Origin of the sequence: Paenibacillus montaniterrae, assembly GCF_018403185.1 — a bacterium.
Lineage (GTDB): Bacteria > Bacillota > Bacilli > Paenibacillales > Paenibacillaceae > Pristimantibacillus > Pristimantibacillus montaniterrae.
Genome location: NZ_BOSE01000006.1, coordinates 19660 through 41112, shown reverse-complemented (window position 1 = coordinate 41112; position 21453 = coordinate 19660). Strand labels below are relative to the sequence as shown.

The 21453-nt window shown below is 37.7% G+C and carries 22 protein-coding genes and 2 pseudogenes; all 24 read left to right on the top strand.

Annotated elements, in window-relative coordinates; translation table 11 throughout:
- Positions 1-160: 160 nt before the first annotated feature.
- The 24 genes and pseudogenes from KJS52_RS15775 (at position 161) to KJS52_RS15655 (ending at position 21314) form a co-directional block, all read left to right on the top strand.
- Positions 161-940, top strand: coding sequence for a PHP domain-containing protein (locus tag KJS52_RS15775; protein WP_213516977.1), 780 nt, complete (start codon positions 161-163; stop codon positions 938-940).
- 259 nt (positions 941-1199) lie between these two features.
- On the top strand, positions 1200-1868 hold the full coding sequence (locus tag KJS52_RS15770) for a hypothetical protein (protein ID WP_213516975.1): 669 nt from the start codon (positions 1200-1202) through the stop codon (positions 1866-1868).
- A gap of 204 nt (positions 1869-2072) precedes the next feature.
- Positions 2073-3356: a tyrosine-type recombinase/integrase gene (locus tag KJS52_RS27450; RefSeq protein ID WP_246563637.1), complete on the top strand. Its 1284-nt coding sequence runs from the start codon at positions 2073-2075 to the stop codon at positions 3354-3356.
- 259 nt (positions 3357-3615) lie between these two features.
- Complete coding sequence (locus KJS52_RS15760) at positions 3616-4065, top strand: GNAT family N-acetyltransferase (RefSeq protein ID WP_213517584.1); 450 nt, start codon at positions 3616-3618, stop codon at positions 4063-4065.
- Between the two features lie 219 nt (positions 4066-4284).
- Positions 4285-4686: an NUDIX hydrolase gene (locus tag KJS52_RS15755; RefSeq protein ID WP_213516973.1), complete on the top strand. Its 402-nt coding sequence runs from the start codon at positions 4285-4287 to the stop codon at positions 4684-4686.
- 189 nt (positions 4687-4875) lie between these two features.
- Positions 4876-5901: a site-specific integrase gene (locus KJS52_RS15750; protein WP_213516972.1), complete on the top strand. Its 1026-nt coding sequence runs from the start codon at positions 4876-4878 to the stop codon at positions 5899-5901.
- A gap of 240 nt (positions 5902-6141) precedes the next feature.
- Positions 6142-7071, top strand: a complete 930-nt coding sequence (locus KJS52_RS15745; protein ID WP_213516970.1) for a HEPN domain-containing protein — start codon at positions 6142-6144, stop codon at positions 7069-7071.
- Between the two features lie 241 nt (positions 7072-7312).
- On the top strand, positions 7313-7864 hold the full coding sequence (locus tag KJS52_RS15740) for a hypothetical protein (protein WP_213516968.1): 552 nt from the start codon (positions 7313-7315) through the stop codon (positions 7862-7864).
- Between the two features lie 257 nt (positions 7865-8121).
- Entirely contained in the window at positions 8122-8745 is a 624-nt protein-coding gene (yqeK, locus tag KJS52_RS15735; RefSeq protein ID WP_213516967.1) for a bis(5'-nucleosyl)-tetraphosphatase (symmetrical) YqeK, read from the top strand.
- Between the two features lie 195 nt (positions 8746-8940).
- Complete coding sequence (locus KJS52_RS15730; protein WP_213516965.1) at positions 8941-9429, top strand: GyrI-like domain-containing protein; 489 nt, start codon at positions 8941-8943, stop codon at positions 9427-9429.
- Between the two features lie 289 nt (positions 9430-9718).
- A pseudogene (locus KJS52_RS27915) lies at positions 9719-10233 on the top strand (histidine phosphatase family protein).
- Between the two features lie 238 nt (positions 10234-10471).
- A complete protein-coding gene (locus KJS52_RS15715; protein WP_213516961.1) occupies positions 10472-12286 on the top strand; it encodes an RNA-directed DNA polymerase in 1815 nt (604 codons plus the stop codon).
- A gap of 271 nt (positions 12287-12557) precedes the next feature.
- The gene (gene pyrE / locus KJS52_RS15710) at positions 12558-13091 is read left to right on the top strand and encodes an orotate phosphoribosyltransferase (protein ID WP_213516959.1); all 534 of its coding nucleotides are present in this window, start codon (positions 12558-12560) and stop codon (positions 13089-13091) included.
- A 209-nt stretch (positions 13092-13300) separates the two neighbouring features.
- The gene (locus KJS52_RS15705) at positions 13301-13690 is read left to right on the top strand and encodes a DUF5071 domain-containing protein (protein ID WP_213516957.1); all 390 of its coding nucleotides are present in this window, start codon (positions 13301-13303) and stop codon (positions 13688-13690) included.
- Positions 13691-13695: 5 nt separating this feature from the next.
- Positions 13696-14195 (top strand): annotated as a pseudogene (locus KJS52_RS15700) (phosphotransferase-like protein).
- A 256-nt stretch (positions 14196-14451) separates the two neighbouring features.
- Positions 14452-14811 (top strand): hypothetical protein, encoded by a 360-nt coding sequence (locus tag KJS52_RS15695; RefSeq protein ID WP_213516955.1) that lies wholly within the window; start codon positions 14452-14454, stop codon positions 14809-14811.
- Between the two features lie 240 nt (positions 14812-15051).
- Entirely contained in the window at positions 15052-15444 is a 393-nt protein-coding gene (locus KJS52_RS15690) for a DUF6157 family protein (protein WP_213516953.1), read from the top strand.
- Between the two features lie 977 nt (positions 15445-16421).
- Complete coding sequence (locus tag KJS52_RS15685; protein WP_213516951.1) at positions 16422-16898, top strand: DUF1572 family protein; 477 nt, start codon at positions 16422-16424, stop codon at positions 16896-16898.
- 201 nt (positions 16899-17099) lie between these two features.
- Complete coding sequence (locus KJS52_RS15680) at positions 17100-17456, top strand: hypothetical protein (RefSeq protein ID WP_213516949.1); 357 nt, start codon at positions 17100-17102, stop codon at positions 17454-17456.
- Positions 17457-17645: 189 nt separating this feature from the next.
- On the top strand, positions 17646-18107 hold the full coding sequence (locus KJS52_RS15675) for a DinB family protein (protein ID WP_213516947.1): 462 nt from the start codon (positions 17646-17648) through the stop codon (positions 18105-18107).
- Positions 18108-18263: 156 nt separating this feature from the next.
- The gene (locus KJS52_RS15670) at positions 18264-18833 is read left to right on the top strand and encodes a YdeI/OmpD-associated family protein (protein WP_213516945.1); all 570 of its coding nucleotides are present in this window, start codon (positions 18264-18266) and stop codon (positions 18831-18833) included.
- Positions 18834-19053: 220 nt separating this feature from the next.
- Complete coding sequence (locus KJS52_RS15665; protein WP_213516943.1) at positions 19054-19539, top strand: DinB family protein; 486 nt, start codon at positions 19054-19056, stop codon at positions 19537-19539.
- A 213-nt stretch (positions 19540-19752) separates the two neighbouring features.
- Entirely contained in the window at positions 19753-20274 is a 522-nt protein-coding gene (locus tag KJS52_RS15660; RefSeq protein ID WP_213516941.1) for a YfiT family bacillithiol transferase, read from the top strand.
- 242 nt (positions 20275-20516) lie between these two features.
- Positions 20517-21314, top strand: a complete 798-nt coding sequence (locus KJS52_RS15655; RefSeq protein WP_213516939.1) for an aminoglycoside phosphotransferase family protein — start codon at positions 20517-20519, stop codon at positions 21312-21314.
- The last annotated feature ends 139 nt before the right edge of the window (positions 21315-21453 follow it).

Sequence of the window (21453 nt, the reverse complement as noted above, 5' to 3'; positions counted from 1 at the left end):
TGCACAGCTAGCTGGCAGTTGTTGTTGACTTAAGCTTAGAGGTGATTTGTTAGCGATTTGTTATCGGAATGTTGAGTTTGCGTTAATTTTTTTCAAATTTATATAAATGAAAATTATTTTTCATTATAATAATCATATTGAAAGAATGGGGGAAGATTGCATGAAAATAGATATTCATACACATTGCAAATGGAGCAAGCTAAGCGAGCTGTCGCCGCAGTATTTGCAGGATATGCTGGACGCTGCGGGCGAGCATTTGGATGTGCTTGCGTTAACCGAGCATTTTAATACTGTAAATTTTGACAGCATTTATGACTGCCTGGACGAGATTGCAGTTTATGAGGCGGGGCATTATCGCTACAAGGAGCTGATGATTTTGCCCGGCATCGAGGTCGATGTAGCAGAGGGCGCGCACATTGTCGTAATCGGTGAACTGGCAGCAATTCGTACCGTGAGTCAAGCGCTCAATCCGTACCGGGCTGGCGCGGCGTACATCGGCCTGGCGCAATTGCTGGCGTTAAGCGAGGAGCTCGATTGCGTTGCAATCGGAGCCCATCCGTTCCGCGAGGAAAACAGCTTGTATCAAATAAGCGGTGATTTGCTGCGTCGCCTCGATGCGCTTGATCTTAACGGGCGCGACCTATACAAATACGGCCTGCAAATGGAAGAGCGGGTCCAACAGCTTGCGGAGCAGCTTAAGCTGCCCGTTATTGCCGGCAGCGACACGCATCATTTGGCGCAATATGGCTGTGTGTACAATACGTTTACGGAGCAGGTAACGAGTGCAGCCGAGCTGCGCCAGGCGTTGCGCTCAAGAAGCTTTTATTATTCTATAGCTGCTGATTTGCCCGCCAAGGTACAGCTTGCAGAACAAGAGCAGAAAAAAATTAAACAGGCAGGGAGCTATACAGCGGCGGGGAAAACTACGGCGGTGAGTTAGAATGGGACTATAGGTATGCGGCAGGCAAAGTGAATTGGGCAAGGAGAGGCATAAAAGTGTGGTAGGCAAAGAGTAATGTGCAAGGAGAGGTCGAGGAAAGAGGAAGGAGCTATATGAGCTATATGAGCTATATGGAGCAAGGGTGTCCTTGTGCGAGCGGAAAAGGTGTGAACTGCATGCCGTGATATGCCGATCATGCTACAATAATAAAAATCCCGACACTGAATAAGGGGCGATTCGATTTAAGGAGGCAGTTATTGTGGAGCAGTTGGAAAGACAGACGTATTTAATGAAGCTGATGCTCGTATTAATGCGGGATCGGAAGGCTAGGCAGGCTCAGGTGCGGAGTGTAGGATATTTGCGAGAGTATGGCGAACTGCCTGAGGACATGGGGGTCAATACGCTTGGCAAGCTTACAGATGAAGCGCTGCAGGCATTAGCAGAACAGATCGGCATGAAGAAACGTCCTGCTGGCGGAAAAAGCGATATTTATATGAATGATCTCGGGTATGTGCTCGTGTCAACAGAAGCTGTTACCTCTTTAATGGAGAATGCCGATGAACAGGATTTGCTGGAGCTGGCAGACCATCTGCAGCTTTCCCGCTCTATTGTCGCTCCAACCTTGGAAAGATTGCGCGAGAAGCAGGCAGCACAGTCAACTTCCGAGCTAGTGGTTTCATTGGCTAGTGCTGATGGAGCCTTTCAATCCGAGCAAAAGCAATGGGCAAAGCTTATCAGCTACTGGTGGTGCAACGGAAGTGCAAATGCTCCATCAAAATTTCCCGCCGAGCTTGTGCTTAGCTATGCCGATCCACTCAATATGAATACATGGGATATAGTTGAACCGGATGCCTATTTGGACTCAAGATGGGAGCGACTTCAGCTTAAGCTTGATCGTGAGCATAGACTGTCGATATTCCTTGACTAAACAAAGGCGTAGCTGGACTAATTTCATATGTAGCTACCAGCATCTTAGTTCAAGGCTATTGTCGTAATTGGAAAATGAGTATAAAATGATATAAATATTTACTAGTAAAATGACCGAAAGCATCGGCTTGCAAGAATTTACATTCTTGCAGGCCTTTTTGTGCTCACAAAGTTGGAAAAGTAAGGTATAATAGGGGGGAGTTGCATGTCGATTCTTGTTAAAAAATTCGATGAGCAGTGGCTCGCATTAACCTTTCCTTATTGCAAGGAAATAGTTGCGCAGATCCGGTTAATTGCTGATCGAAGGTGGATGCCGCTGCATAGATGCTGGCTAGTACCATACACAGTTACAGCTGTGCTGCAGATAGAGCAAGAGCTGTCTGGCTTTAAGCTGACATTCGAGGAACAGCTGCAGCAAGAACTGGATTTGTTGAACATAACCGATTTGGCAGGCTCGACAGAAGCGAAAAAGTTATCCAAATCGCAACAGGTAAGCAACTCAGCATACAAAGAAGAACCTCTCCAAGACGAGCATATCTTACCATTAGCTCGACCCAACGATATACGTGCATCAGAATCAAAAGCACCACCCGATAAAGAAGCCTCTCATTCATCATTGTCACGGCCCAACGAAATAAATAGTGCCAATCACGCAGCTCCAAAGTGGGATGCAATTGAGCGTCAACGGATGATCGATGCCTTGATGCTGCGCGGGTACAGCCGGAAAACAATTCGCAGCTATGTAAGCCATTTACAGCAATACTGTCAATTTGTATCGCGCAAACATGTTGCCTGGAACAGCAAGCATATCCCGACCTATACGTTAGAGCTAACTGAAAGAGGCTGTTCATCCTCCTATATTAATCAGAGCATTAGCGCACTTAAATTCTACTTTATTAAAGTGCTAAAGGAAGCAGATAAGCAATCATACATCCGCATGAAAAAGGAGCAGAAGCTGCCTGTTGTACTATCGCTTCATGAAGTGAAGCGGCTGCTGAATGCATTAACCAACCCGAAGCATAAAGCATTGCTTTATATGACATACAGTGCTGGTTTGCGTGTTGGCGAGGTCGTCAGATTAAAAATGGAGCATATCGATCAGGAAAGAAGCCTTATCATCATCAGACAGGGAAAAGGTAAAAAGGACAGACAAACACTGCTATCCGAGGCAGCATGGCAAGTACTGAGCGAATACATTAGCGAAGAGCAGCCAAGTCTATGGCTATTCCCGGGCCAGCGCCAGTCAGAGCCGCTTAACGAACGTTCCGCACAAAAAATCTTTGAACGAGCCTTGCTTATTGCAGGCATTGTAAAGGACGCCAGCATCCATTCCTTGCGTCATTCCTTCGCAACGCATTTGCTGGAGAGCGGCATCGACATTCGCTACATCCAAGAGCTGCTCGGCCACCAAAACGTAAAAACAACCCAGCGCTACATCCACGTCAGCAGCAAGGACATAAGCCGGATCAAAAGCCCGCTTGATTTGTAGTTGAGGAGGAGTGGCTGAAGCATAGAGAAGGAGCTTGCTATGCGATGTGCGATGTGAGTTGGAGCGTTGAAAGATAGTAAACCGACTTGTAGGAAAGGCACGGTGGTATGGATGAAGGTTCATCAAACCTGGTGTAAGCTGGGGATTTACGAAAAGGTGCATATATCCTATCAAATTGGAAGTATGTATCAACTACAGAAATTAGGGAGTTATAGGAAACCGCCGAAAATCTTAAACCCTAGAAAGTGAGGGAGCTTTTATCACGAATGCATCTGTTCGAATCATAAAACAGAATGAATTAGATCAATTACTATTACTTTATAAGCATCTAAATCCAGACGACCCAGATTTGAATATTAACGAGATTCAAAATCATTGGAATGAAATTATCAGTGACCCGTTAATGAAGATCATTGTTATTGAACATGAAGGAAAGATAATTTCGTCATGTGTTTTAGTTATTATTAAAAATCTTACAAGAGGAGCTAGACCTTACGGTTTAATTGAGAATGTTGTTACTCATTCTGATTATAGAAAACAAGGTTACGGCAAATTAGTCCTTCAGAAATCAGTTGAAATCGCCAAAGAGCATAATTGTTATAAAGTTATGTTAATGACAAGTTCTAGAATGGAAGGAACCCATAAATTTTATGAAGAATGCGGATTCAAAAAAGGGGATAAGACGGGATTTATCATAAAGATGATGTGAAGGTAACTCAATGAAGCGGCGGCATCCTATAACACAGCATTAGCGCATCATCGCATGCGCTCCTCGGTCACTGGTGATGCTTTTGTCAGAGAGGATAATTCATGTGACAACCTGCTATAGGCAGGTTCGTTAATGCAAGAACGTTATAGGAAATCATCGTAATTCTATTAAACACTTGAAGATTTCAATTAGACTTAAACATTTGGGGGGATTAAGGCTATGAATAAATGGACTGGTTGTGCTGCGGTTTGCATGAATGAACTTCATGAATTATTGATGGTCCGAGCTAGAGGTATAGATGGTTGGTTAGTACCATCTGGTAGTTTAGAAGTGAATGAAACAACAGAGGAATGTTGCATAAGAGAAACAAGAGAAGAAACTGGATATGAAGTAGAAATTGTTAAACAGCTTTATTTGAAACAAAAAACAACAAGCACTGGAATTGAAATTAGAACTTTTTATTATGAAGTAAAGCTAGTAGGTGGCAAAGTCAATATAGATGACCCTGATAAAGATATATATAGCGTGGCATGGTTTTCAATTGATGAACTTAATAAAATTACATACGCATATGAAGAAGATAAGGATTTTTTGATAGAACATGTAAAGAAAAATCAATAACTAATTTTGTTTGTAGACACATTATTAATATAAAGGATGTAAGATAACTCAGAGTAGACGATGACTTCCTATAACATAGCATTAACGCATCGTCGCATGCGCTCCTCGGTCACTGGTGATGCTTTTGGCAGAGAAGTAGATTCATGTGACAACCTGCTATGCGCAGGTTCGTTAATGCAAGAACGTTAGGTGAAATTACTGCAAGTCAATAAACAATTTATGGGGTGTTATAAAATGAATTTTTCTGAAATAATAAAACTCTTTATTGAATCTAAACAAGAATACCTTATACAAGCACAAGGATATGAGAAGGATTTATTAATTTTTTGGAACTTTTTAAAGACCAAAAATGTTGATGATGAATCGTGGCCGTATTTTCTAGGAGGTGCTAATACAGAGCTAATATTAGAAAGCTTGAAATTCTATATTAAGGAAAATAAGATTAATTCTATTTCCACAGGAAGTAGATTCATTTCTGTCTTGGTAGAATTTTTTCAATTTATTATAGATAAGAAGATTATTCAAAATAAAGAGCTTTATGAAGAAATGAATTCTCCCATTTATAGTACAAGATCATTTCGCGCTAGAATCAATTCATGGATATCCCAGAATCTTAAAGATAAAGAGGGTTCAGCTATATTCTCTCAATCGGAAATAGTTAGACTTATACATGATTGTAACGAGATACTTAACATGAGAATGATGAATGATGAAGTATTTGAGAAGAAAATTGTTCCGGCACTAATACTTAAATTAGTTGTTTTAACAGGTGTCAAATATAAAATAGTACGAAGTCTTTCAATTAATGACTTGAATTTACGGTACGGAACTATTGAAATAAACAGGTATGTTATCCATTTACCACACAGCCTAGTTGATCAATTTGAATTATATGTATCATTGAGGAACGAGAAAGCAAATTCCGACTATCTCTTTATTCAACTTTCGGGGGAACAACTTCCGGACAAGACGGGTAATACTGCATATTTCCTCGGAAGCTTAACAACAAGAACTGACTTAACCGGAATAATTAAATTTGCAATTGTAGAAATGATTAATAAAGGCATTGGAGAAAGCATTATTAAAGAATTTACAGGAGTCGGGAAAACTATCTTTGAAGATTGTTTAAATTTAATAAACAAAGATATTCATAAAGATCGAAATATATTCTTAGACTCACGAATTCGTGAATTATTTTCTTTTAACAAGATGTAAATTGAAGGTAACTCGGGAAGGCAGTAACTTCACCTAACACAAGATTCACGCTGCGGAGCATGCGCCGACCTGGTCTGCCCGAGGCGATTACGAAGAAGTGAAGTCAGGCAGACACCCCTGCGAACTTAACCCGCATCGCGGCCAGTCACTAACGCTCCTTTAAGATTCTCGGGTTCGTGAATCCAAAACGTTAGGCGAAATCGGAAGTGAAACTATTAAATAATAGGTGATTAAATGGAGATGATTCATTTACAAGCTATATTGACTATAAGAATAAGTGATTTTCTTTATAAGCAATTAAATAATGTAACATTTAATATACACATGAATGAAGTGGGGGACATTGATTACTATTTCTCATTTATTGATGAGAAGACTATGCAAATAGATGCTCATTATCCTATTGATGCGAAAAGATTTGAAAACTCGGTTTTCGATGAGGTATTCACAAAGGAAGCTTGTACCCGAGTCATATACAGGGATGAATTCAATGTAATGATCCATAACTTTTATTTAGCATGTCAAATCTCTGATCCGGCTGGATTTGAAATTACTAATATAAAAATATTAGTTGATGGATATGATAAGAAGTTCGTATTTACAAAAAGTTTGCTAAATCCATTTTCTGTAGGAAATCTCGTCGATGAAAAAAATCCGTTTTCTAGACTAATTGATAGAATTCATGTCAATAGCGTTATTGATTGGCTTAAGGGACAAAAGGACTTTTGGAAAGAAGTTGCGCAATCAAAAACAGGAATATCAATTAACTACTTTAGATATTTTCATGAAGAGAATGGTCCAATGAATTGTTTATGGTTGTGCATGGCCTTAGAGGCACTGCTTGTCACGAATCAAAACTTCTCAAGAAATCAAATTTACGGTAAACTCAGGTACTTTATTGATGAGGAAGAGATTGATTCAAAAACACTACAAAAATTAGTAGACAACTTCTATTCATTTCGTTCTAAGATTGTTCATGGGAAGTTAAATCTATATCGACCTACAATGATTCATAATGCGACTAAAGAAGTTGATATATTGGAGGATTCGATTACGAGTAACGAATCATTTGGTTATCTGGCAGTAAGGATCTGTTTATATAATATGATAAAGAATAATATACACAATTTAGACTTTGAAGAAGAAATAATATATAAATTGAAACAATAGATTTTTGATTTTGAATGTAGTTCAGGTCGACTTCGCCTAACACCGTATTCACGCGGCAGGCCATTCGGCCCTTGGTATGCAGAGGCATTTCGGGGAAGTGCATTCAGCAGACAACCCTGCACTGGCTAAGTCCGTCGGACCCGGGGCTAACGCCCCTTAAGCCAGTGAGGGTTCGTGAATACAAAAACGTTATCTGAAATTGCTAAAACATTATTAAATATCTAAATCACTGGAGGGAAAAATGATAAAAAGATTGATGGAAGTATTTGAAAAAGCAAATAATAAGTTTATTCTAAGTGATCTTGAATTATTGAATTCTAAAGTATCTGAGCGGACACTTTGTGGAGCGCTTATGATTCACTTATATGAATCAATTAGGGAATCAGAGTTTTCAAAGTACAAAGTTGATGTAGAGTACAATCGTAATAAAAATGGGAAAGTTAAAACTCTAATGAAAACGATAAAAGGGGCTAATGAAGTTATTCTAAACATAAACTGTGATTTAATTGTTCATAGTCGAGGCAATATTATAGAACAAGATAATCTTATTGCACTTGAAATGAAAAAATCGAATAGGAAACAACAAGAAAAAGATAATGATAGATCACGATTGGTTGCATTGACGAAAGATAGCTATGATGATATATGGTCTTTTGATGGTAAGACTTTACCAGAGCATGTTTGTAAATATAAATTAGGAGTATATTATGAAGTCAACTACGAAAAGAGAGTCATCCTAATTGAATATTATAAAACAGGTTATAAATTTAAATATTACGAAATCAAGTTTTAATACAGATACTAGTAATAGAATATTATCAAGTAACTCGAAGAAGTCAGCAACTTCAGTTAACACCACATTAACGTACCGTCGTATTCGCTCCTCGGTCACTGGTGATGCATTTGGCAGAGAAGCTGATTCACGTGACAACCCTGCAAGGCTAAGTCTGCGACCCGTTTCGTTACGCTCTACTTAAGCCTTTCGGGTTCGTTAATGCAAAAACGTTTGCAGAAATTAATGCAACATTTATTCTGTAGGAGGATCTAATGATGCATTCAATCTTTAAGCCTTTAACAAAACATGTTAGTTTTACAGGTGAGTTAAAAACAGATATTCAGTTGTTTTTAATATCGAATAAATGTCCTATAACGGCAAAGCATTGTATAGAAGTTGGGTCTGAATCAAGAAGAATTGCTATGTTGTTCAATGCTAATGTAAGAGCAGCGGAAACTGCAGGCTGGTTACATGATATCAGTGCAGTATTTCCAAATAACGAAAGAATAGAGGTTGCAAGAGAATTACAGATCGAGGTGCTTCCTGAAGAAGAGAGATTCCCAATGATAATTCACCAAAAGATATCGAAGGTAATGGCACAAGAAATTTTTAACATTAATAATCAAGAAATATTAAATGCTATTGGCTGTCACACTACATTAAAATCGAGCTCAACATTACTTGATCAAGTGTTGTTTGTAGCTGATAAGATATCTTGGGATCAGAGTGGGATTCCGCCCTATATAAATGAACTTAATAGAAATCTTGAGGAATCTTTAACACATGGGGCATTTTCTTATATCAATTTTTTATGGGAACGGAAAGATACATTGAAGGTAATTCATCCATGGTTAAGAGATGCATATGAAGAGTTGAAAGATAAAGTGCGATTAGTATAGTAACTCGAAGAAGGCATTAACTTCTGCTAACACCGCATTAGCGCTTCGTCGCATGCACTCCTCGGTCACTGGTGGCGCTTTGAGAGAGAAGTAAATTCACGTGACAACCTGCTATTCGCAAGTTCGTTAATGCAAGAACGTTATATGAAAGACTTGCAAACCCATAGAATTATAAAACCAAAAGGAGATTCGGTTATGTCAGTTCAGATTGAAGTTAAGGAATCATTTACTGTGATTGGTAAATTAGGACAAGGATTAGCGGCCGAAGTTCCTCAATGGATACCTGCCCTTTGGCAAGAGGCCAATAATGGTTTTGGGGAAATTCAGAATCTAGCGAAGACAAATGAAGAAGGAAATTTAGTTGGACTTTGGGGGGCAATGAGCGATATTTCAGAAAGTTTTGAGCGTTGGACCGACCAAGGAAAGTATTTAGCGGGTTGCGAGGTATTGGATCATTCCGTTGCTCCGACAGGTTGGACAAAATGGATAATCCCATCGTACAAATTTGCTATTATTCAATGTAATCAAGATACATATCAAAGTAAATTTAAATATATGGTTACTGAGTATCTGCCGGGCAATGGTTATTCGTTAGTCGGTGCAGTGCACGAATTTTATAAATCAAACGAGACGGATGGGAATCTATATTTATTTTTCCCGATAGAAAGAATATTGGATAAGTAAAGAAAAAGCATTATTAAGCATATTCGAGGAAGGCAAGTCCTTCATATAACACCGTATTCACGCTGCGTCGCTATCGCTCCTTGGTCCGGCCGAAGCAGAAGAAGTGGATTCAAAGAGGGATTTCAGTTGCAGGGAAGTCAATTCAGCCGGACAACCCTGCAAGGCTAAGTCTATCGACCCGTTGCGCTGCGCTTCACTTAAGCCTTTCTGGTTCGTTAATGCAAGAACGTTATAGGAAATCAGCGCAAACCATATGAAATCTCAATCACTCACATGAAGGATTTGAACCATAGGTATCAATTTCTTTCTAGTAAGGCATGCAATAAAGGAAAAAGCAATTGGTGATGTTCCAATTACTCCGAAAGGGATTAATCAGGCACTGGCTACAGCAAAGCATCTTAATACTATACCTATAACCTCAATAGTTTCAAGTCCACTCCGAGGAGCTAAAGAAACCGCAAAATTTATTGCAGAAGAAAAACAATCACCAACAAAAATCGATAGTCGTTTGAGAGAACGCGCTAACTGGGGGGACTTACCAGGCAATCCTTTCAAGAATTTGTCGAGATGTGGGACAGATGTACACGTGAACCTGACTATAAACCACCTATTGGTGATTCTGCTAGGCGTTCATGCGAAAGATTGTCATCATTGTTAGAAGAACTAGTAGAAGAGTACCCGTCCGGTAGTAATATTGTGTTCGTAACTCATGGAGGATTAATAACCGATGACCTAGTGAATTCGTTTCCCGAGGATGTATTAAATAGGTTTCATCCTCATTTTATACCTGATGAGGACTTGTAATTACCGTTTATTTAAACTATTAACCAAATATTATTGTTGGTATTTCGTGGAAGACACCTCGGTCACTGGTGATGTTTTTGGCAGAGAAGTAGATTCACGTGACTACCCTGCAAGGCGAAGTCTGACGACCCATTGCGCTACGCTTCACTTAAGCCTTTCGGGTTTGTTAATGCAAGTACGTTATAAGAAATTTGGTTAAAGCTTTAAATCTAAATATATCTATTGGAGTTGAGATTATATGCAGACAGAACGATTTGATAGGCTTAGAAAATCTGAGCTCTCAAAAATATTTGAAAAGAAACAAATCACAGAAGTATGGCGGAAAATAGTCAAGGAACAATTACGCAATTTAGATATTAAAGATTTGTTCGATCATTATGATTTTAATTACAATATAGAAGAACGGGCGACGTCGATCAGAAATGATATCTTAAACGGATCATATAAAGTTTCACAAGCTATGACATATAGAATCGAAAAAAAATTAGGAGTCTGTAGACATTTAGTAGCTCCACAACCAACAGATGCACTAGTATTTCAAGTTCTTGTTGAGAACATCTCAAAAAGTGTTTTAGAGAACCAACCATCAGAAAATTCATTTTATTCACGCGATAAGCATAACGTATCTAAGCCACATGATGTTGATGAGTATGGTCTTACCTTAAGAGCTCATTGGAAAAAGATGCAATCAAAAATATATAATTTTAATGAAGAGAAAGAATTAATTGTTGTAACTGATTTAGCTAATTATTACGATAGTATCGATATTCGAGAACTAAGAAAAGTGTTTACCAGTCTTTCAAAAATTAGTGAAGTAATAATAGATTTGATTTTTAGAATAATCGAAGAAGTATCTTGGAAACCTGATTATCTACCTTATTCTGCTAGAGGATTACCAACTACAAATATTGAAGGAATAAGACTTTTAGCTCATTCTTTTTTGTTTGAAATAGATGATGTGATTAAGCAAAAAACGAATAATAGTTATACTCGCTGGATGGATGACATTGTTATAGGAGTAGATTCCAAAAAACAAGCAATTGAGATAATAAGCTCAATCTCAGACATGCTAAAAACTAGAGGTTTAGCTTTAAATCTCTCCAAAACAAACATTTATAATGATACTGATGGTTTTTATCATTTTCAAATTAATGAAAATAAATATATTGATAGTATCGAAAACACTAAAATCTCAGACCCAGAATACAAAGCTATTACTTCTGAAGTTTATAAGAGATTCAAAAAGCATTTCAAAGATCAAGGAGCTAAATATTGGGATAAAATTGCTAAGAGATATATTACAACCTTCAATAGATTGAATTCACATAAACTTCTAAATGATCTGCCAAATATATATATTGAATACCCGGTGCTCCGACAAAATCTTATCTATTATCTATTAAAAGTAGGGTATCAGAAAAAGAGTGCGGAAAATGTATTAAATATAGTAAAAAATATTGATGTATTTGATGACATTTCCCTTTATCAACTTTGCTTTCTTGTGACTCAATGGGAAATTCCAAAAAACGAAACGTCAAAATCATTCCTTCTAGAGTTTGAAAATCATATTGTACGTTTTTCATTTAATAGAAAAGTCCCTTCAGATTTTTACTGTATTCTTTGGTTTAGAACTAAGTACAGCCATCCGGAAGATTTATTGAAATTTATTAGGCAATATAAAAATCTATGGCAAACGGACTCATTTCTACGTAGACAAGTTACTGCTATTCTAGCGAGGCTTTTAATTTCGGATAGAAGAAGTGTTGAAGCATTACTATCAAACCAAATTTCTTCAGGAATACCAAATACAGTTACATTAGCAAGTCAAATTATGTTGTTTAAAGATATAGAAAAGTTGGACAATAAATTATCGTACTATCTCTTTCCTAAGATGAAACAAAACCCTTATCCGTTATGGAAATTTTTAGTACTATGTTCAGTATTAAATTCTGAGAAGATCAGAACTAATGAATCAATTAAAAAAAAGATAGTAGAACATGTTAAAGACCCATATTATTTATACTGGTTGGAATCACAATATAACATTAACTAATGCTTTAGTATTTCTTCGAAGAACCAAACTTCCGATAACACCGTATTCACGCTACGTCGCTATCGCTCCTTGGTCCGACCAATGCAGATAAAAGTGGTTTCGAAGAAGTCGAATCAGTAGCAAGGAAGCATTAACCGGATAACCTTGCACTGCCTAACCGCGTCGCGGCCACTCCCGTTGGTCGTTTAAGGCAGTGAAGGTTCGTAAATACAAAAACGTTAGGTGAAATCACTGTAATCATTTTAAAGAAAGCATACTTAAGGAGGATAATATGAAAAACAGTTTAGCAAGAGAAGTCTATAAAGTAGCACATTTAACTGGAACATTTACATTGAGATCGGGACAAATTTCAAGTGAATATTTTGATAAATACTTATTTGAGTCTAATCCAGCCGTATTGACTAAAGTCGCAGATGAATTAGTAGGATTAATACCTGAGGGAATTGAAGTTCTAGCTGGACTAGAAATGGGTGGTATTCCAATAGCGACCGCTCTTTCATTGAAGTCTAATATTTCTACTGCATTTGTAAGAAAGAAAGCAAAAGAATATGGAACATGTAAACTAGCTGAGGGTACAAGTATAGAGGGGAAAAGAATTTGTATTATTGAAGACGTTATCACGACAGGTGGTCAAGTCATATTAAGTACGAATGACTTAAGGGATGCGGGTGCAATAGTAGAGGATGTCATTTGTGTAATTGAAAGAAATCCTGAAGGAAGAAGAAAGTTGGAAGAAATTGGTTTGAAAGTGCACTCTCTCTTCAAAATGGAAGAGTTAATTGATGCAGGAAGTTCAAGAAGATAGTGACATCACCTAACACTGCATTCACGCATAGGGGTCAAGCCACTCGGTCACTGGTGATGAATTTGGCAGAAAAGCTGATTCACGTGACAACCCAGCAAGGCTTAAGTCTACGACCCGTTCCGCTTCGCTAATCTTAAGCCTTTCGGGTTCGTTAATGCAAAAACGTTATCTGAAATGATTGCAAATAATTAGGAAGAGGAACAGAAACAATGAGTAATCTTATAAACCTATTACCGAGGGATAAACATGACTTTGAAAGAGTAAATGAGTTAAAAAAACTAGATAAAAACGACCTTAAAGAATTAATTCCAGAGTTACTAGAATGGCTACAAGACATTAACTGGCCAATTGCTATTGAGATATCAAGACTACTTTTAACTATACCTCAAGAAACAATTCCTTTTGTAATAAATGTGCTTAATGGTAGAGACGATATCTGGAAAGAATGGTGTCTAAGATATTTTGTAATGGAGTTGCCAAAGGAAATAAGAAAAATTTTACAAGGACATATTGAAAGAATTGCTTATAATCCAACAAAGGGTGAAGAACTAGAAGAAGTACATCTTACTGCTCAAGAGATATTAAACAAAGGAAGATGAGAAATATGGATAAAGGGAGAATTATATTTTTGAATGGAGTAACAAGTTCAGTAAAACTTCAATAGTCGAAGCTATGCAAACTTACTCTGAACCATTTTTTTATGTTGTTGCCAATGATCTTTTTGAAAATACGATTGGTGATAAACATCTGCGGAAAGACTACTGGAAGTACTTAAGTGAAGCAATAATAATGATGTATTACACAGCAAAATTGTTTTCGGATAGTGGAAAGAATGTTTTAATCGATGGGATACTTGTTGAAAGACCTGAGTTAAACCCACATTACGATAAGGTCAAAGATATTTTTAATGGGTATCCTTTAGATGTAGCTGAGGTGTATTGTCCTTTAGATCTTTGTCGTAAGAGAAGTATAGAACGTGGTGACAGAAGAGAAGATCAATCAGATGAGCAAAGTGAAATAATGTCAAAAAACATTCGCTATAGCTGCTCAGTCAATACGAGTTTGAATACGCCAGAAGAATGTGCAGAAATTATTATCAAATAATTATTCAAAAATAATAAATAATCGTAAATAGTATATTAGTGACTCAAATAAGCAGGGGGCATCGGATAACAAAGTGTTCCAGCTTCGCGGCTTAAGCTGCTCGGTCTGCCCGATGGGATTTAAGGAAGCATAATCAGTCAGACACATCGAATCCCCTAAGAATAAGAGCTATCTAAGGGGAATTGACGTCAGGAAAACAAGAACGTTATGTGAAAATCAGTAGGGAATATAATTTTTTAGTAAGAAGGTGAGGGAAATGAATCTAATACAACTTAAGATTCCAGCAGGTTATGCAATAACCTATAACAAATTTTACGATGTAGACCTTAACCTTAGTGAGGATAGTGACTACTTTATCGAAAACTGGGGATTCTTCACAGAAGACTTATTACAAATAACTAAATTGAAAATCAAAAAGGGGAAATGGTACATTCCTGAGAGAAAAGATACTATGCTTTTCGATCTAGGATGGTACCCCGATTCAAATATCAATGGACACTATTGTTTGCGACTCGTTGACGGGAACTGGAACGAAATTAAAAGTATTTCTTCTAAGGATCGTTTTTTAATAAAAGACACACTTGAACAATGGATGGAAGAAGAACAAAGAATATAGTTAGAGATTTATTATGCAACTCAAAGAAGACACTGACTCCACATAACATTATATTCACGCTGCGGATATTCGTCCTGGGTCCGGCATGCGCCGGACACCCAGCATAAGCTGGGTTGTGAATACAGAAACGTTATAAGAAATAGCCGCAAAGCATACACCCATTCATCAAAGCTTAAATGTACTTTAAACTAACTGGGCAGAAGAGCTCTATGATCATTAATTATTAAAGGGGGTTATTAAATGAAACAACACACCACAAACTATTTTAATACATTTATCGAAGTGGCAGAGGATTGCCCAACAACCAAAGCCACGGAACCACCGTTGAGAGAACCTAAGACTGCTGTGCGAATCGAGTACGAAATGCTTATAGACAGACCCTATCAGTATACTTCGGATGATGTACTTTACGAATCTAACGGTAATCGTAGAGGAATAAGCCGCGAGAACTTTTTCTCAAAAGGCCAACCGTGCTTTCGTTCTTCGGCTCTTTCCAAGCGTTATGGCTGGGGAGTACATAGTGACAAAGACGGAAAAATAGCTATTTACGCCATAGAATCAGACGATTATTCACGCTTTGCAAATGACGGAACTCTTAAGCATGTTAAGGCAATGCGCTCAAGCAAGAAATGAAGTGAAGGTTTCTTTGTAACCAAAGGGTGCTTCTCCTCGAGAGGTCGCGTAGTGAGTTATTGGATACGCTTGCACAGTTCAAATAATGATTAGTCCTTGGGAGTATCTTTTTAAGAAGAGGAGCGAATTGTAGTAGACCTTGAGTCTCCTACTCAAGTATAGTTGCCATAGAACGGTTAGTTAGCTCCAAAATCTTCAACACAAGGCTGCTGACGAAAAATAGGCAGCTTCGTTCCACTAATTGGAAGTAATGCAGAATGATACGAAAGCTGAAAAAAGGTATTACTTGGACTGTCTTCTTATACAAATCTAAACTAACTGAGAACGATAGTTGAATGTTGTGAGAGAACATACTTGTAGGTATTCGAAGAAGGCGGCTACATCTTATAACACCGCATTAACGGGCGTATGCCCCTCGGTCAGCAGAAGTTATTGACAAAGAAGCAGATGCTGCTGACAACCCTGCGAGTCTAAGTCTAACGACCCGTTCCGCATGCGTTCCACTTAAGCCTTTCGGGTTCGTTAATGCAAGAACGTTATCGGAAATTATTGCAATTGATTACAGTCCAGCGGTATGATGTCAAGTCCCTAAATCGGCTCAATTGGAAATACTTTAGGCTACACCAACGAAATGTACCGAAAAAAGGCGCATCAAACTAGTCCCAGTCCAAAAACATAGTAAATACCAGATTTTTACTGGGGATTCACAGTGGACTTTTGCTTAAGAAGGGGTTAATCCTTTGCAGGCATCACCTTCTTGCGCGGCGTATAGAGTTGGGCGTTGCGTAGCAGCACATCGACCAAACGCACAAGCTTTCTTGCGGTTAAGACGAGGGCACGTTTATGTTGGCAAGTACATGGCGGTATGCCAGCTGTAAACCGAAGTCGATTCGAGTCCGATATGGATCTCGCTCTCTCGAGAGCTGGAAACTGATTCAAAATTTTGTTCAAGAACTACTATACGAGGAGGAGTATCTGTGAAGTATGAATTTAATAATCGTGAATGGCTTATAAAGAAGTTTGAAGAAATAAAAAAACGTACCTTTAAAGCTATAGAGCAATTAAGTGAAGAACAGTTAAATTGGGCTCCTGATCATGTAAGTCATAATATACCTACCTTATTAAGGCATATTGAAGGAAATATAAACGAAAGAATAAGAGCAGGTATCTGCAATGAAGAAATAGTCAGAAATCGTGACAAGGAATTTTTAAGGACATTTATGACAAAGAATGAAGCCGAAACACTGATTAACAGTAATATGGAATTTATCATTACCCTAATAATGGATTTACCGGAAGAGAAGTTCGAAGAAGTGCAATTAGTCAGAGGAAAAAAAAGAAAAAACATAGAGATGCTACATCAGTGTACAACACACTTCTCCGAGCATATGGGACAGATTTTATATATTACAAAGCAATGTTTAAAGGAAAGTTATAAATCAACTTCACTGTAAGTGACACAACGAAGGCAATAACATCAGATAGCACAGCATTAGCGCTTCGTCGCATGTGCTCCTCGGTCACTGGTGATGCTTTTGGCAGAGAAGTTGATTCATGTGACAATCTGCTATACGCAGGTTCGTTAATACGAGAACGTTAGCAGAAATTAACGGATATAAAAACTAAAAAACAATATCTGTATAAAAGGAGAATATATGAAAATCACTTTCGAAATGAGCGAAGCAGCTTATGAAATAGCAAAGAAGGTATATTCAGGGCAAATTACTAGAACTGAAGGAAAGATAGAAATTAATAAGAACACAGGAATGAATGAAGGATCAGCACAAGCGTTTATCACCATATTTTTGGCGATGATGAGCGGAGAAGTCTATAAGAGAGCATTTAATAATGAAACCAATAGATTATTGTTTGAAAGTATAAAAAGAGATTATGGAAAAGAATATTTTATAAAAGCTTTAGATGCATCCCAAAAGCATGTAAATTATTATTCAACACTAGGTAAAGGAAATCTTTCAGGCCTTCAAAGCATAATAAATGAAATGAGATCTTAGAGTATGTGGCAATTGCGAAGAAGTCGTTGACATCCTACAACATAATATTCAAGTTGAGGCTCCTGTCGGATGTGTCTGCTGGATGCATTTCGAAGGTAATTCAGCAGACACATCCGACAGGGTCGGACGTCGTGAATACAAGAACGTTATGTGTCAGATGGGCAATTGATTTAATAGGGGGTGCTGCAATTGAAGTCACTTTTTCAATATAACTGGAAAATCAGAGATGAATGGTTTCAATGTCTCGAATTAGTACCAATCACTGAATTGTTAAAAGAACGTAATACAGGAGTAGGATCAATTTTTAAGACATTGTTTCATATAATTGACGTCGAATACAGTTGGATAAGAGCATTACAGAATAAAACGGATTTAATTTTTGATATTAACGAGTATAAAGATATTAATTCATTAAATGTGCTATCTGACGAGCTTAGAATAGAAGTTAAGGAATATATTGATAATTGGTCAAGTAATTTAGAATTTGAAGTTGTAACACCATCCTGGATAGATAGAACTTATTATAAAGGCGAGATATTAAGACATATTATAGTTCATGAAATTCATCATACTGGTCAACTATCAATATGGTCTAAAGAAATAGGCATGCCTGTAGTATCAAGTAATTTTATAGGAAGAGATTTAATTTGAAGGACAGTAAGGGGATTAAATTGTATGTCAATGACGGCCGATCCTTCATATAACATAGCGCTCTACTTAAGCCTTTCGGGTTTGTTAATGCAAAAACGTTATAAGAAATCCCCGCCAAAACAATTAAAAACAAACAATTACATGAGGTGCTGGAAGATGAATAAGTTTAAGATTAATTATGTATCCCAGCCAGATTTTTCATTGTGTGATGAGGCATGCTTAGCAATGGTGGCACAAATTCCTATTGAAGAAGCAATGGCTGCGATGAGAGGAAAAGAAGGTTCAGGAACTTCAGATTTTTATAAAGCTCTAAAAAAATATAAGATTGATTACTTGAGTTGGCGTGATATTGATACGATTGATGAACTTCCACTACTTTGCGTATTACTCGTTAAATTTCCAACATATACACATAGTGTACTTTACTACGATGGAACTTTTTATGATCCGGAATTTGGTGTGTTTGAATCGAAGTATGAACCTAAAGGGGAAATTACTCACTTTATGGAACTTTACATTGATGGAATTTACAGAAACAAAGAAATAAAAATTAAGATTCCACAAGATTTTAAAGAAGCATTTGAGAAAGATCAAATAGCATATGAACTATATCAGAACTTACCTTATCCCCAGAAATCAAAATTTATATATGGGATTAGCCACTTTAAAAACCCAGAGACAAAAAAAAAGAACATTGAGAAAAGATTGACAGAACTGAAGAAGTAATTGTGAAGGCAGGGACATCTTATAACGTCGCACACGTCGGAGCGCTGACGCGTCCCTTGGTCGCCAAGAGGAATTTCGTAGAAGCGGATCAGGCGACAACCCTGTGAACCTAAGTGGCGGAGCCACCCGGCAGCTAATGCTGTCTTAAGGTTCTAAGGTTCGTAAATACAGTAACGTTATCTGCCATTGACTAAAAATTGTTTTGTGGGTGAATTCAAAGATGAATGAAATGAAAGTATTTGTCCAAATTTCGAGGGCAAGAATGCTCCATCATTACTATCCAAAAATAATAAGATGTGTGGAATTATTGAGTGAAGAAGAAATATGGGAAATTGAACCACCTTTTGATCATTCAATTGGCGGCATTGTTGAACATATTAGATTACATATTGAAAGAAACATTGCACGATTAGATAACTCAGAGATTAGGTTCGAAAAAGGAATAGAAAAGAGCTTTGATCAAAGAAGGTTGAGTAAAGAAATATTTATCAGCTCGATTAATGAGGTGTTTATAGTATTAGATAAGAAGTTAGAAAATTCTGATTCAGGGATGTACGATATTTATCATCTGGTGGAACATACAGGATATCATGTAGGACAAATCGTAGATCGAACTAAAAGATTAAAGGGTAAGGTATTTGATTTTGTAAGTGAAGGGATAAATGAAACAAACTTAAAAGAAAAGTTAAAAGATGATTTTGAATGAACAAGCTGAGAAGAGCCAACAGCAGATAACATAGCATTAGAGCATAGTCGCACACGCTCCTCGGTCACTGGTGATGTATTTGACAGAGAAGTGAAATCATGTCAACCCTGCAAGGCTAAGTCTACGATCCGTTGCGCTGCGCTCCACTTAAGCCTTTCGGGTTCGTACGAGAACGTTATACGTAATTTCTGCAGATTAAAGGGAGGTCAAGTTATGGATAGTATTCGTTATCCCATAGGTCCATTTAAAGAACATATAAACCCCGATATAGATTACATAAAATCTTTGATTCTGGAGATTGAAAAAATACCATCACTGTTAAGGAACATTGTAGATGGTCTTGATGATAAACAATTAGATACGCCGTACAGGCAAGATGGATGGACGATTAGACAGATTATTCACCACATTGCAGACAATAACATGAACGCATATTTTCGATTCAAGAGAACATTGACCGAGGAGTGCCCGGTAATTCCATCTTATACTCAAGACAAATGGGCTGAACTGGAAGATTACAATATGCCTGTTGAAATTTCTCTCAAACTAATTGAATCGATTTATTCGCGATTTCTCACATTGCTCCGCAACCTGGAGCCTCTTGACTATAAACGAGAAATGAATAGTGTGGCCTATGGAATTATGAGCCTTGAAACAGCAGTGCAAAGATATTTATGGCATGACAGACATCACATGTCACAGATTCAATCTTTAATATCAAGAGAAGGATGGTAGTGCTTAAAGATTTCTTTTGTAACTCAGGATGGCAGAAACTGTGTATAACAATGCATTCACGCGGCGGAGCCTGACAGCTCCTTGGTTCGCCGGAGGTATTTCGAGGGAGCGGATTCAGGTGGACGACTCTGCGAACCTAACCGCATCGCGGTAGCCCCCGTTAGGGCTTGAGGTTATCGGGTTCGCTAATACGAGAACGTTGTGCGAAATCTTGCAAGTGTAAATAGACGGGAGTGTCTTTTATGAATGTAAATAACATTATTGCATTGGGTAGGACTGCTGAAATTATTTCCTATGATAACCAGCATATCTTAAAACTCTTTAAAGAAGATATGCCTATGAATTTAATCATTTCTGAATTTAACAATACAAGAGAGGTTTACAATATTGGGATTCAATGTCCTAAACCATTTGAGATCATTGATTATGTTGGTCGTAAGGGTATTGTTTATAAACGAATCACAGGTATTACCATGCTTAGATCCATAATCGAAGATCCAACTAACGTGATTGCAGAAGCCAAGAGTCTGGCAGATATTCATTTGGATATTCATCAGAGATTGGTTGAGAACTTGCCGAATCAAAAGGAATTATTAGCAGAACAGATTAAGCATGCCCCATTAATAACAAATCAAGAGAAGGACAAAGTTCTTAAGAAATTATCTGAACTCTCAGATGATTGTAAGCTTTGTCATGGTGATTTTCACCCCGATAATATTATTTATAGTGAAGCTAGGCACTGGGTGATTGACTGGATGACAGGAATGAAAGGAACCCCAGCGGGAGATGTCGCCAGAACATATCTTATATTAAAATTAGGGCGTATTTCTGATGAAATACCGAAAGAAGTTTATGAATTCATTTCACAAATAAGAAACCAAATCTTAGAGAACTACATCAAAGAATACTTAAAGAAATCTAATATTTCAATGAATGAAGTTAATAATTGGTTTGTTCCCATTGCAGCTGCGCGACTTGGCGAAAGGATACCTGATGAAGAGAAGAAGGAGTTAATTGAAGTAATTAGAAACAATTTGTAAGTATAACGGGGAAGAGCAAGACTTCGCACAACACAGTATTCACGCATTTGGCCATATGGCCCTTGGTCCGCCCGAGGGATTTCGAAGGCGCGGAATTCAGGCGGACAACCCTGCGAGGCTAAGGTGCGAAGCCATCCGG

Excerpts from the sequence above, each read along its gene's own strand:
- KJS52_RS15775 (WP_213516977.1), top strand. The coding sequence starts at position 161 with ATGAAAATAGATATTCATACACATTGCAAATGGAGCAAGCTAAGCGAG.
- KJS52_RS27450 (WP_246563637.1), top strand. The coding sequence starts at position 2,073 with ATGTCGATTCTTGTTAAAAAATTCGATGAGCAGTGGCTCGCATTAACC.
- KJS52_RS15755 (WP_213516973.1), top strand. The coding sequence starts at position 4,285 with ATGAATAAATGGACTGGTTGTGCTGCGGTTTGCATGAATGAACTTCAT.
- KJS52_RS15745 (WP_213516970.1), top strand. The coding sequence starts at position 6,142 with ATGATTCATTTACAAGCTATATTGACTATAAGAATAAGTGATTTTCTT.
- KJS52_RS15740 (WP_213516968.1), top strand. The coding sequence starts at position 7,313 with ATGATAAAAAGATTGATGGAAGTATTTGAAAAAGCAAATAATAAGTTT.
- yqeK (WP_213516967.1), top strand. The coding sequence starts at position 8,122 with ATGCATTCAATCTTTAAGCCTTTAACAAAACATGTTAGTTTTACAGGT.
- KJS52_RS15730 (WP_213516965.1), top strand. The coding sequence starts at position 8,941 with ATGTCAGTTCAGATTGAAGTTAAGGAATCATTTACTGTGATTGGTAAA.
- KJS52_RS15715 (WP_213516961.1), top strand. The coding sequence starts at position 10,472 with ATGCAGACAGAACGATTTGATAGGCTTAGAAAATCTGAGCTCTCAAAA.
- pyrE (WP_213516959.1), top strand. The coding sequence starts at position 12,558 with ATGAAAAACAGTTTAGCAAGAGAAGTCTATAAAGTAGCACATTTAACT.
- KJS52_RS15705 (WP_213516957.1), top strand. The coding sequence starts at position 13,301 with ATGAGTAATCTTATAAACCTATTACCGAGGGATAAACATGACTTTGAA.
- KJS52_RS15695 (WP_213516955.1), top strand. The coding sequence starts at position 14,452 with ATGAATCTAATACAACTTAAGATTCCAGCAGGTTATGCAATAACCTAT.
- KJS52_RS15690 (WP_213516953.1), top strand. The coding sequence starts at position 15,052 with ATGAAACAACACACCACAAACTATTTTAATACATTTATCGAAGTGGCA.
- KJS52_RS15680 (WP_213516949.1), top strand. The coding sequence starts at position 17,100 with ATGAAAATCACTTTCGAAATGAGCGAAGCAGCTTATGAAATAGCAAAG.
- KJS52_RS15670 (WP_213516945.1), top strand. The coding sequence starts at position 18,264 with ATGAATAAGTTTAAGATTAATTATGTATCCCAGCCAGATTTTTCATTG.
- KJS52_RS15665 (WP_213516943.1), top strand. The coding sequence starts at position 19,054 with ATGAATGAAATGAAAGTATTTGTCCAAATTTCGAGGGCAAGAATGCTC.
- KJS52_RS15660 (WP_213516941.1), top strand. The coding sequence starts at position 19,753 with ATGGATAGTATTCGTTATCCCATAGGTCCATTTAAAGAACATATAAAC.
- KJS52_RS15655 (WP_213516939.1), top strand. The coding sequence starts at position 20,517 with ATGAATGTAAATAACATTATTGCATTGGGTAGGACTGCTGAAATTATT.